The sequence below is a fragment of the Leeuwenhoekiella sp. A2 genome, assembly GCF_047946655.1.
GTDB lineage: Bacteria > Bacteroidota > Bacteroidia > Flavobacteriales > Flavobacteriaceae > Leeuwenhoekiella.
Genome location: NZ_CP172311.1, coordinates 2,072,306 through 2,084,048, shown reverse-complemented (window position 1 = coordinate 2,084,048; position 11,743 = coordinate 2,072,306). Strand labels below are relative to the sequence as shown.

At 39.5% G+C, this 11,743-nt stretch carries 10 protein-coding genes; 1 reads left to right on the top strand and 9 read right to left on the bottom strand.

The window, feature by feature from the left end; all coding sequences use genetic code 11:
• Window positions 1-418: 418 nt before the first annotated feature.
• Window positions 419-1,477, top strand: coding sequence for a LacI family DNA-binding transcriptional regulator (locus ACH3PA_RS09295; RefSeq protein ID WP_416444879.1), 1,059 nt, complete (start codon window positions 419-421; stop codon window positions 1,475-1,477).
• 13 nt (window positions 1,478-1,490) lie between these two features.
• On the opposite strand, the gene ACH3PA_RS09290 is transcribed toward ACH3PA_RS09295, so the two are convergent.
• From ACH3PA_RS09290 to kduI, 9 genes are all read right to left on the bottom strand, one after another.
• Window positions 1,491-2,672, bottom strand: a complete 1,182-nt coding sequence (locus ACH3PA_RS09290) for a Gfo/Idh/MocA family protein (RefSeq protein ID WP_416444881.1) — start codon at window positions 2,670-2,672, stop codon at window positions 1,491-1,493.
• A 10-nt stretch (window positions 2,673-2,682) separates the two neighbouring features.
• Complete coding sequence (locus ACH3PA_RS09285; protein ID WP_416446627.1) at window positions 2,683-4,299, bottom strand: UxaA family hydrolase; 1,617 nt, start codon at window positions 4,297-4,299, stop codon at window positions 2,683-2,685.
• Window positions 4,300-4,307: 8 nt separating this feature from the next.
• The gene (locus ACH3PA_RS09280; protein ID WP_416444883.1) at window positions 4,308-5,765 is read right to left on the bottom strand and encodes a tagaturonate reductase; all 1,458 of its coding nucleotides are present in this window, start codon (window positions 5,763-5,765) and stop codon (window positions 4,308-4,310) included.
• A gap of 28 nt (window positions 5,766-5,793) precedes the next feature.
• Window positions 5,794-7,083: a TRAP transporter large permease gene (locus ACH3PA_RS09275; RefSeq protein ID WP_416444885.1), complete on the bottom strand. Its 1,290-nt coding sequence runs from the start codon at window positions 7,081-7,083 to the stop codon at window positions 5,794-5,796.
• Window positions 7,080-7,547 carry a TRAP transporter small permease gene (locus tag ACH3PA_RS09270; protein ID WP_416444887.1) on the bottom strand — a complete coding sequence of 156 codons (468 nt, stop codon included), beginning with the start codon at window positions 7,545-7,547 and terminating at the stop codon, window positions 7,080-7,082. Before ACH3PA_RS09270 ends, ACH3PA_RS09275 begins: the two co-directional genes overlap by 4 nt.
• Before the next feature lie 6 nt (window positions 7,548-7,553).
• Entirely contained in the window at window positions 7,554-8,543 is a 990-nt protein-coding gene (locus ACH3PA_RS09265) for a TRAP transporter substrate-binding protein (RefSeq protein WP_416444889.1), read from the bottom strand.
• 112 nt (window positions 8,544-8,655) lie between these two features.
• Window positions 8,656-10,083 (bottom strand): glucuronate isomerase, encoded by a 1,428-nt coding sequence (uxaC, locus tag ACH3PA_RS09260; protein ID WP_416444891.1) that lies wholly within the window; start codon window positions 10,081-10,083, stop codon window positions 8,656-8,658.
• A 45-nt stretch (window positions 10,084-10,128) separates the two neighbouring features.
• Window positions 10,129-10,893, bottom strand: a complete 765-nt coding sequence (locus tag ACH3PA_RS09255) for an SDR family NAD(P)-dependent oxidoreductase (RefSeq protein ID WP_416444893.1) — start codon at window positions 10,891-10,893, stop codon at window positions 10,129-10,131.
• Between the two features lie 3 nt (window positions 10,894-10,896).
• Entirely contained in the window at window positions 10,897-11,733 is an 837-nt protein-coding gene (kduI, locus tag ACH3PA_RS09250; RefSeq protein ID WP_416444895.1) for a 5-dehydro-4-deoxy-D-glucuronate isomerase, read from the bottom strand.
• Window positions 11,734-11,743: the final 10 nt, after the last annotated feature.

Sequence of the window (11,743 nt, the reverse complement as noted above, 5' to 3'; positions counted from 1 at the left end):
ATTTGTCCCGACTCTGCTTCTCATAACTATCTATTTGATGAGAAAATATTAAGTCCCTATTTAGGTTGTTTAAAGTCACTTTTTTTCGCAATCGATGTAGTTAAGTTTTAAAATAAAAAGACTACACATTAATGAGTCTTACCAGTAAAAAAAATCCATTTATAATTCGAATTAAGCCTTGAAAAAATAAAATAAGCTTGTTTGTAATTCGAAAATGTAATCGATTACACTAAAGTAAATATTTATTATCATAATCCAAATAAAAAGTTAACCAATTTACTAAAAATCTAAAATTTAACAGTTATATTTTATTTTCCGACAAAAGAAACAACCATTTACATCCTTAAATAGAAATTATAGAAGTCTGATTTTGCAAAATAGTAATATATTGTAATCGATTAAACAAATAAGCAGGAAGATGCGCCAAAAGGGTAATGTAACTATATATGATATTTCAAAACAGCTAAAAATTAGTACCGCTACTGTCTCTCGGGCTCTTAACAACAGCGACAGAGTTAGTCAAAAAACTCGCGATTTAGTGCTAAAAACGGCTAAAGAGCTCAATTATCAGCAAAATTCCCTTGCCCTGGCTTTAAAAAGTGGAAAGACAAATAACATAGGTGTTGTTGTTCCTTATATTAATCATAGTTTCTTTGCTTCTGTTATTAGAGGCATAGAAGAAGAACTTACTCCTGTAGGTTATCACGTAATAATATGTCAAACGCATGAAAATGTTGAGAATGAAGCCAAACAAATACAAACTCTGCTCAACACACATATAGATGGCATATTTATGTCTGTATCAAAAACCACACAGGATATTGACCACATTACAAATATTCTTAACAACAACGTACCGCTTATATTCTTTGACCGTAAGAAGGAAATTACCGGAGTAAGCTCTGTCACAATTGATGATTTTCAGGGAGGTTTTATGGCTACAGAACATCTCATAAAACAAGGCTGTAAACGTATTGCCCATTTATCAGGAGATTTAAATCTTGATATATATCTTAAAAGATATGAAGGTTATCTTGATGCTCTAAAGGCCTATAATATCCCAATTGATAGAGACTTGATTATTGAAGTTAACAGTAAACTGGAATCTGGCGCGGTCGCTGTTCAACAACTTTACAATCTCCCAAAGAAAATTGACGCTATCTTTTCTTCAAGTGATTATGCAGCCCTGGGTGCAATACAAGAACTTAGAGCGCGCGAGGTTAAAATTCCTGATGAAGTGTGTGTGGTAGGATTTAGTAATGAGCCATTTACACAGTACATGGAAATGCCTATAACTTCTGTAAATCAAACTCCGGTGCTTATGGGAAAAATAGCTGCGCAGGTTTTCTTAGAACAAATCAATGAAAAGAAAAGAATGACAGTAGAAAAGAAGGTTGTACTGGCTCCCGAATTGTGTATACGCAATTCTTCAAATAAAAGTAAAATTGAAACGAAAAAGGGAAAGGTTAGAATTTAATCCCGTCACAAAATCAATGTTCAAGTTCAATAGTAACTTCTTCTCCTTTTCGCTCTGCTGAAAGATAAGCTGTATAAATAGTCACAATCACATCTGCTGCCAGCCGACTATTGCTTTCTGCCTCTTCTCTTGAAAGGTGACTTTTATAAAAAGCATCTAACTCATGTTGATAACCATTAAACCAGCTTTCATCAGGCGACATGTTTGACCATCCTTGTTTAGTGCCAATTTTTTCAGAGACATAAATATCTGCAAAATTAGCATCTGCAGGATTATACGTCTGCATGGCATTATTGGGCGTGAGATTACAAATGGTTCTGTGATTATTAGCATGCACTTCCAGATAATTCTTCACTCCACCATGTACCAACTCGTTTGCAACAATATCTGCAATAGTACCATCTTCAAAAACAAGATGTACAGAGGCATGATCTTCTACATCTGTATAAGAATCTCTCAGGTGACCCTGATTTTTAAAACCAGAAAGCCGAGTAATTGCATGTGTTTTACACGAAACTGATTTGGGCCTGATGGGTTTCCCATTTAAAACCATTCCTTCTACAGCTTTTAAATAAATAACGGCAGAAAGCGGGTGGCATCCTTTACCCATTAAAGAGCCGCCTCCGGAAAATTTCCACTTCCCGTAATCTAAAGAATGAGAACCCGAATGCGACTGCTGCGCCTGAATCCACAATATCTGGGCTTTAGTTTTTTCAATAACTTCCTTTTCCTTCTGAATAGCGGGAGCATAGATCCAATTTTCAGCATACATAATCATGCCCTTACTGGCTTTTTCTGCTTCCAGCATACGCTTCACACTGGCAGCGGCTTGCTCAAGGCCCACTTTTCTGGAGAAAGTATCCCCGTTAAAATTTTCGCCAGAACCAAAATATCCCGTCAAGGGTTTTTCTATAATAACATCTTTATCTCGTTTAAGAACCTGTATAGCAATTTCCTCATGTGAGACAGGAGACGTGCAAACATGAAGAACGTCACTGGCATTGATAAGTTCCGCTAAAGAAGTAAAAGAGGAAAGTCCGTTTTTGGAAGCAAATTTTTCAGCGTTCTGTGGGTTACGGGAATAAACACCAGTCACATCTACTGCTGCAACATTTATTTTTTGCAATGCATCTAAGTGAAATTGTGCAGCGTATCCTGATCCTATAATTCCTGTGCGTACGTTCTTTTTCATCATTTCGTGGTTATTATAGCGACACCCCGCGTTTCCAGGGAATGAAATCATCCTGGCCTAAAATATCAGCTTTGGTTGCTACTTCCCCACTAGCTACCTGAATTACATATTCAAGTATTTTCTCTCCCATTTCTTCAATAGTCATTTCTCCTCTTACTACCGCACCGCTGTCTAAATCAATTATATCCGGCATCCGCCTAGCCAAAGTAGAATTTGAAGCGACTTTTAACACGGGCGCAATCGGGTTTCCTGTAGGTGTGCCTAAACCGGTGGTAAATACTACAACATTAGCTCCGGAACCTACCATGGCGGTGGTACTTTCTACATCATTTCCCGGGGTACATAAAAGATTCAGGCCGGGTTTTGTGACATATTCTCCATAATCCAGAACTGCCTGAATGGTTGAAGTACCACCTTTTTTTGCTGCTCCGGCCGATTTCATCGCGTCTGTTATCAACCCATCTTTTATATTTCCGGGAGAAGGATTCATATCAAAACCCGATCCTGAAGCTACGGCTGCCTTTTCATAGGCTTTCATCAGATTCATAAACTTTAAGGCAGTTTCTTCATCTGCACACCTGTTAACCAGTTCCTGCTCTACCCCGCATAATTCGGGAAATTCTGCCAATATTGGCGAACCTCCCAGCGCTGCCAGTAAATCTGAAGCATAACCTAAAGCTGGATTTGCCGAAATTCCTGAAAAACCGTCTGAACCACCACATTCCAAACCCATTTTTAGTTTAGACAAGGGAGCGGGTTTTCTTTTTATTTGATTTGCTTTTTTTATTTCTTCAAAAGATTCTTTGATAATTCTTGAGAGCATGTCATTAACCGTCCCTTCCTTTTGCTGCTCGTAAATGAGAATAGGTTTTTTAATATCCTGATTAATGGCGTGCAATGCATTCTTGAAAATATCTATCTGCAGGTTCTGGCAGCCCAGACTTAAAACCGTTGCACCGGCCACATTAGGATTATTTACATAACCTGCCAAAAGTCTTGACAGAGAAACCGAATCCTGCCGTATACCCCCACATCCACCATGATGCGTAATAAACTTAACCTGAACATTATCAAATATTGCATCCTCATCCTGGGCTTCAGCGATCAATGTATCTTCAGGGACACCGTTGATCAAATTACGCAACAGCTGTCTTTCCCGGCTTGCCTTGTGAAATGACAGTTCCTGTTCAAATACGTCTTTAAGTAATTCTATATTCCTGTTTTCACAAAATACCAGCGGAAAAAATAACCAAATATTAGCAGTTCCTACTTGGCCATCTTCTCTGTGATACCCCATAAAGGTGCGTTCTTTCCACTTAGAAATATTCGGGGCTTGCCAGGATATAGATTGCGTTCTCTGTGAAACACTATTAGCCTCGTGCTTTACATTTTCAGTTGTTAGTAAGCCGCCATAAGGAATGGCACTAAGCGCTTTGCCCACTAAAACGCCATACATATAAATAGGATCGTTGGGCATAAAATCTGTCAGCGCAATCTTATGCTTCGCTTTGCTGTCTGATTGAATTATGACCTTTTTTCCTTCAAAATCAACTGTATCCCCCACAAAAAGGTCTGCCAGCACCACTGCTACATTATCATCCGGATGTACCTTTATCAGCTTTTTCATTATCCTTAAATTTAGACTTGCTCAAACTGAGCGGCAAATTTTTTATATCCCATCTCCACACCTTCTTCTTCTATTAGCTCTAAGGCATTTGCTATATTAGCCTGAAAATCGGGTATTTTAGCCAGATTTTCACCCCAAAACTCCCGATTTTTCAGGATATTTTCAGCTATTGTTGCTGTATTTTCTGTACTCCACGCCTCTTCAAAAATTGCTATTACCGCTGGGTCATCATCTACAGGAAGGTCTTCCTCGCGCCAACTACCTTTATAAAAGCGAATTAAGCACGCTAAGGCAAAGGTAAGATTAATTGGCAATCGATTGTATTTTTGATGAAAAGCTAGTAAACTAGGCAGAACACGAACTTTAAATTTTGAAACGGTGTTCAATGCTATACTAGAAAGCTGATGTTTTATAAAAGGGTTTCTAAATCGGTCAAAAACAGCTTCCGCGAAAGCGTTTGATTCTTCCTTAGACATATCTAGGGTGGGAATGATCTCATTAAAAACCGCCTCTTTTATAAATTTTCCCGTAAATGCGTTATCAACACTTTCTTTTACTGTCGTATTCCCATACAGAAGAGAAAAAGGAACCATAGTCGTGTGAGCACCGTTTAAAATACGCACTTTAAGTGTACGATACGGCTGCAAATCTTTGACTATAAGTATGTTTTCATCAATCTTCTCAAGCGGAATTTTAGCTTTTAATTTTTCATCGCCTTCTATAACCCAAAGCAGATAAACTTCGGCAGAAACAAGGATATTATCTTTAAAATCCAGCTGTTTTTGATAGGCTTCTATGTCGTCTTTAGGATATCCCGGCACGATACGATCTACGAGCGTATTATGAAAACTATTATGCTGCTCAACCCAGGTTGTAAATTCAGCTCCTAACTCCCATTGCGCTGCATACTGTAAAATTATTTTCTTTAAAGTATCTGCATTTTGGTTTATAAGTTCGCATGGGATAATAGTCAGCCCTTTATCTGTAGCGCCTTTAAAATATTGAAAACGTCTATACAGCAAGGCCGCTACTTTCGCAGGAAAACTGGTATGCGGCGCATCTTCCAGCCTCGCATCTTCAGGATTGTAAGCGATACCGGCTTCGGTCGTGTTACTGATCACAAACTGCAGGGATTCTTCTTCTGCCAAAGCCTGATGTGCCTCATAATTTACATAGGGGTCAATCCCTTTTTGAATGCAGGAAATGGTGTGTATTTCTTCGGTTTCCTTTCCGTTTTTAATTCCTTTTAAAAAAAGATTATACAGGCAATCCTGGTTTACCAGTCGTTGCACTTTACCTCCCGCACGCGGCTGAATAACCGCCACACCCGCATTAAAATCGGCTTCTTTGTTTAATTTATCGATGATATAATCAGCAAAACCGCGCAGAAAATTTCCCTCGCCATATTGAATAACCTTTATGGGTAATTTTTTAGTAATACCTGCATTCTTTCTGTTAAGTACTTGCATAGTCTCCATTCTTAAATAATCTACATTTTTATTCAAATAATTGTGGTAACCACAGGCTAATAGCAGGAATAAAAGTCACCAGTAATAATATAATCGCCATAACGACATACAGCGGTATAAGCGGTTTCATAATCTTTTGTATGGTAGTTTTTGCAACTCCCACTCCTATAAAAAGCACTGCACCTACCGGTGGTGTGCACAATCCTACACAGAGATTCATCACCATCATAATACCAAATTGTACGGGGTCTACTCCCAGATTGATCACTACCGGTAAAAAGATAGGCGTAAAGATGAGTACTGCCGGTGTCATATCCATAAAGGTGCCTACAAAAAGCAGTAACACATTGATGATGATGAGTATCACTATTTTATTATCGCTTAACCCTAAAAGCGCCTCACTCACTGTTTGCGGAATATTCTCAAAAGACATTACCCACGACATACTCATAGATGTCGCGATAAGAAGCATTACAATTGCAGTTGTGCCTACAGAGCTTAAAAAGATACTGTATAGTTTTGATACGTGAAGTTCTCTATAAGCAAATGACAATACAAGCGTATATAGCACGGCAATACCTGAAGCTTCTGTTGCTGTAAAAATACCGGTCACTATACCGCCTATTACCACCACAAGCAGTAACAAACTGGGGAAAGCATCTAAAAAAGTTCTTCCTATTTTGTTAAGAGAACTCGATGGTCCCGGTGGATATTTTTTCTTTTTGATCCAGAAAGAAGCTGTTAGCATCAAAGCAAGCCCCATTAAAATCCCCGGAATATATCCTGCTAAAAATAAAGAGGCTATAGAAACTCCGCCGCTTGCCAGAGAATACACAATGAGTACGTTAGAAGGCGGAATAATCAATCCTGTAGTGGATGATGTGATATTAATAGCTGCACCAAATTCTTTTGAGTAATTCTCTTTTTCCATAAACGGTCCTAAAATACCTCCTATAGCAGAAGTTGCAGCTACTGCAGACCCGGAAATAGCACCAAATAACATTGCAGCAATCACATTTACATAAATGAGCCCGCCCGGTAGTGAACCTATCAAAGCCTTGGCAAAATTAATGAGCCGGAGGGCGATCCCTCCCTGGTTCATGATCTGCCCGGCGAGGACAAAAAGCGGTATCGCGAGCAGCGAAAAACTGTCAAGTCCCGTAGCCATACGCTGCGCTATCGTTGTAAATGAAGCTAAAGAGTCTATAGAAACCATGATGGTTACCAAACAGGAAATACCAATAGACCAGGCAACCGGAACACCAATACTTAGCAGCAGAAAGAATACTACAACAAGTATTAAAATCTCTATCATCATACCAAATACTTTTTAGGGTTAGCCAACTCGATAACTTTATAAAAGACGATCAATACACCGCTTATGGGCAACACCATATAGACAAATCCTAATGGTAATCCCAAAGCTGCTGAGTATTGCCCCAGTTCATAATTAACATACACCAGGTTTCCTCCTCCTATTATTAAAGCCAGTATGCTGAATAATATGATGAGAATATTAATACCAATGCGAAGTTTTATGCGGTTAGCAGGAGATAATTTAGGCGGAAGAATATTAATCGCCAGATGATCCTGCTGTCCCGAAGCGTATGCCGCTCCCAAAATACCAATCCAGATAAGCAAATAGCGAGCAACTTCTTCTGTAAATGAACTGGCAGCCTGTAACACATATCTTGAAAATACCTGCCACAAAACAGCCAGTACGATCATTGCCATTAAAAAGACTAAAAATCCGCCCAGTATTTTATCTAGTTTTACTTTCATTCCATGTTATTTTACTGCCTGTATTTCTTCTATAAGCTCTTTCATAGCAGGGTCTAGCTCAAACTCATCATACATGGGTTTAACTCGCTCTCTAAAAGCATTCTTTTCAGGAGTTATTACCTCGACACCTGCTTTTTTTATTTCCGCCAGCGCTTCCATTTCTGCCTCATGCCAGATCACTTTTTCATATTCCGCTGATTCTACAGCTGCTTCTTTTACCCATTGCTGTTCCTGAGGTGTCAGTTTGTTCCAGATCACTGTGCTTATCAATAATTCGTCAGGCAGTGCGGTGTGCTCATCAAGCACATAATATTTACATACTTCATAATGCCTGGAGAGGTAAAAACTGGGTAGATTATTCTCTGCACCATCTACAACTCCCTGTTGTAATGCGGTATATAACTCACCCCAGGCAATAGGCGTGGGTGATCCTCCCAGATTTTTAACCATGTTCATTGCTGTCTGGCTTTCCATAACCCGCAACTTTAATCCTTTAAGATCACCGGGAGAATTTATAGGCACTTTACTATAAAAACTGCGGCTGCCGGCGTCATAGAAGGTCAATCCTTTCAGTCGTTTTGATATACTGGCGTCCAGCAATTTTTCACCTATATCTCCTTCCAGAACATTAAATCGATGCTCGCTGTCGCGAAATAAAAAGGGTAAACCAAAAACTTTTAAGCTCGGGGCGAAATTCTCTAAAACCCCGGTCGATACCTTAGTCATGCCTAAGCTTCCTATCTGAAGCAACTCCAGACACTCACGCTCAGAGCCCAACTGCTGACTGGGATAAATATCTAAAGACAAGGTGCCACCCGATTTTTCTTTGAGACGCTCACCCATAAAAACCATTGCCTTATGTACCGGATGTGTTACGTCTAAACCGTGAGCCAGCTTTATGACTTTACCTTTAGCTTGCTCTTCACAACCAACAAGAACACCTATAAGTAAAATCAAGGTTACAGCTCTTAAAAAATATGATGTTCTAATCTTCATGAATGTATTTTTTCTCTGTCAAACGCAAAAGATTTCCTGTGCCTGATATACATTACCGGTAATTCAGGCAGTATTTACTTTGTATGCTATTAATTCTAATATACTGTAACTACTAAAAGTTGAAGTACTCTTTTGCGTTGTTATAGCTTATATCTGCGATCGTTTTACCTACTAATTCCATATCATCAGGCAACTCGCCACTTTCCATTTCCTGACCGAACAAATTACACAGCACACGTCTGAAATATTCATGTCTTGGAAAAGATAAAAAGCTGCGGCTATCTGTCAACATACCCACAAAACAGCTAACCAATCCCATATTAGACAAGGCGTTAAGTTGATCAATGATACCGTCCTTCTGATCTAGGAACCACCATCCCGAACCAAACTGTACTTTACCTTTTACGCTGCCGTCATTAAAATTGCCAATCATCGTAGCAAAAATGGCATTGTCTGCAGGGTTGAGATTGTAGAGTATGGTTTTAGTAAGTTTATCTTTACTATCCAGTTCATTTAAAAATGCAGAAAGTGATTCGGCCTGCTTGTAATCTGCAATAGAATCCCAACCTGTATCCGGCCCTAAACTAACCAGCATGCGCTTATTATTATTTCGCAAAGCACCTAAATGAAATTGTTGTACCCAGCCAAATTCATGGTAGTTTTCACTAAGAAATAGCAAAATTGCTGTCTTAAACTGTTCTGCTTCCTTAGCGGTAATTGATTCTCCTTTAAGTTTTTTACTGAAAATATGTTGAACTTCAGCATCTGTAAACTTTTCGTAAGAAACATAGTTAAGTCCGTGATCACACAGTTTACAGCCATTATCGTTAAAGTAAACAATGCGCTTGCGTAAAGCCTCCTGCAGATCTGTATAAGATTCTATGTTTATATCTGCAGATCTACCTAATTCTTTGAGATAATCTGTGTAGCCTTCAGCCTCAATGATAATCGCTTTATCAGGGCGAAATGCCGTGCTCGTTTTGACCTGAAAATCTGATTTTGAAAGTTCCTGATGAAATTCTAAAGTATCTATAGGATCTTCTGTAGTGCAAACGGTTTCCACATTCATTTGAGTAAGCAAACCGCGGCAACTATTTTCTGGCTGCTGAAGCTGCTCGTTTACCGATTTATAAATTGCCGGTCCTGTTTTTTCATTAAGCAGTTCATCAATACCAAAATAGCGTTTTAACTCCAGATGCGTCCAGTGATACAAAGGATTACGCAACGTGTGTGGAACCGTTTTAGCCCAGGCGAGAAATTTCTCTTCATCAGAGGCATCTCCCGTTATAAATCTTTCGTCAACGCCCATCGTGCGCATCGCGCGCCATTTATAATGATCTCCCGCGATCCATACCTGTGAAATATTATCATAAATCCTATCCTGTGCTATCTCTTTTGGCGAAAGATGACAGTGATAATCAATTATAGGTTGTGGTGCCGCATACTTAAAATACAACTCCTCTGCATATTTATTCTGAAGTAAAAAATTGTCTTTGATAAACGTTTTTTTTACGCTTTCTAATGTCTCTGCTGTGTTCATTTTTCTATACTTTTTTGCCGTTTTTCAGGGGATTAAGGGAGGTTTTTACCTGCCCATCCACCCACCATCTACGGTCATTACATGACCGCTCATATAATCGCTTGCTGCAGAAGCCAGAAACACGATCGGTCCTTTAAAATCTTGTGGTTCGCCCCACCTTCCGGCAGGAATTCTTCCTAAAATAGAAGCGCTTCTATCCGGATCATCGCGCAATGCTTCAGTATTATCTGTCGCAATATAGCCCGGTGCAATAGCATTTACCTGCACACCTTTTCCAGCCCACTCGTTAGACAAAGCCATGGTAAGCTGACCAATAGCGCCTTTTGAAGCCGCATAACCGGGAACGGTTATACCACCCTGAAAGGTGAGTAAAGAAGCCGTGAAAATAATTTTCCCCTTTCCTCTTTTGATCATTTCTTTACCAATCTCCCGACTTAAAATAAACTGCGCATTCTGATTGACTTCTATCACTTTATCCCAATATTCATCAGAATGTTCTGCTGCCGGAGCTCTTAAAATAGTCCCCGCATTATTGACCAGAATGTCTATCTGCGTATGCTCTGACTTCACCTTTTCAATAAACGCATACAAAGATTTTCTGTCTGAAAAATCACATTGATAACCGGTAAATTTCTGTCCGGTTGCCTCTATCGCTTTTTCAATTTGTGATCCCTTCGTCTCTAAACTTGCCGAAACACCTAAAATATCTGCTCCTGCTTCAGCTAAAGCTTCCGCCATAGCGAAGCCAATCCCTCTTTTACATCCTGTGACTAAAGCTGTTTTTCCTTGTAAGCTGAATAAATCCATCATCGCTTATTTAAGAGCGTCAACCGCTACTTTATCCATATCGCCATAATCAAGATTTTCTCCTGCCATACCCCAGATAAATGTGTAACTTGTTGTTCCCGCTCCTGCGTGAATAGACCACTCCGGTGAAAGCACCGCCTGATGATTTTGAAGAAAAATGTGGCGTGTCTCATCCGGCTGACCCATAAAATGGCTCACGCTTTGGCCTTCTTCCAGATCAAAATAGAAATAAGCCTCCATCCTTCTCTCGTGCGTATGCGGGGGCATGGTGTTCCAGACGTTGCCTTCTACAAGCTCTGTCATACCCATTTGCAACTGGCAGGTCTCGACAATACTGTTTACAATAAGTTTATTTAAAATACGCTTGTTTGCATATTTTGCATCTCCCAGCTCAATAACTTCAGCATCTTCTTTACCCACTTTTTTGGTAGGAAAAGCGTGATGCGCAGGTGCCGAATTGAGGTAAAAAACCGGTTGTTCTGAACCTGATTTTTCAAAGATCACTTCTTTTTTTCCCTGCCCTACATAGAGCGCTTCTTTGTTTGCTAATGTATATTTCTCACCATCTACGGTCACGGTTCCTGTTCCGCCAACGTTTATAATTCCCAACTCGCGACGATCCAGAAAATTTTCGGCTTTAAGCTCCTCAATTGTTTCTAGTTTAATGGGTTTACTTACCGGAAATGCTCCTCCCACAATAAAGCGATCGTACATTGAATAGGTCAGGTTAATCTCGTCGTCTTTAAATAATTCGGGAATTAAAAAGTGCTCCCGCAATTCCTGAGTGGTATATTTTTTTACATCGTTGGGGTGATGTGCGTATCTGAATTCTGAATTTGTCATTGTTTTATAT

Excerpts from the sequence above, each read along its gene's own strand:
- ACH3PA_RS09290 (WP_416444881.1), bottom strand. The coding sequence starts at position 2,672 with ATGATGAAAAAGAACGTACGCACAGGAATTATAGGATCAGGATACGCT.
- ACH3PA_RS09255 (WP_416444893.1), bottom strand. The coding sequence starts at position 10,893 with ATGATGGATTTATTCAGCTTACAAGGAAAAACAGCTTTAGTCACAGGA.
- ACH3PA_RS09270 (WP_416444887.1), bottom strand. The coding sequence starts at position 7,547 with ATGAAAGTAAAACTAGATAAAATACTGGGCGGATTTTTAGTCTTTTTA.
- ACH3PA_RS09295 (WP_416444879.1), top strand. The coding sequence starts at position 419 with ATGCGCCAAAAGGGTAATGTAACTATATATGATATTTCAAAACAGCTA.
- kduI (WP_416444895.1), bottom strand. The coding sequence starts at position 11,733 with ATGACAAATTCAGAATTCAGATACGCACATCACCCCAACGATGTAAAA.
- ACH3PA_RS09280 (WP_416444883.1), bottom strand. The coding sequence starts at position 5,765 with ATGCAAGTACTTAACAGAAAGAATGCAGGTATTACTAAAAAATTACCC.
- uxaC (WP_416444891.1), bottom strand. The coding sequence starts at position 10,083 with ATGAACACAGCAGAGACATTAGAAAGCGTAAAAAAAACGTTTATCAAA.
- ACH3PA_RS09265 (WP_416444889.1), bottom strand. The coding sequence starts at position 8,543 with ATGAAGATTAGAACATCATATTTTTTAAGAGCTGTAACCTTGATTTTA.
- ACH3PA_RS09275 (WP_416444885.1), bottom strand. The coding sequence starts at position 7,083 with ATGATGATAGAGATTTTAATACTTGTTGTAGTATTCTTTCTGCTGCTA.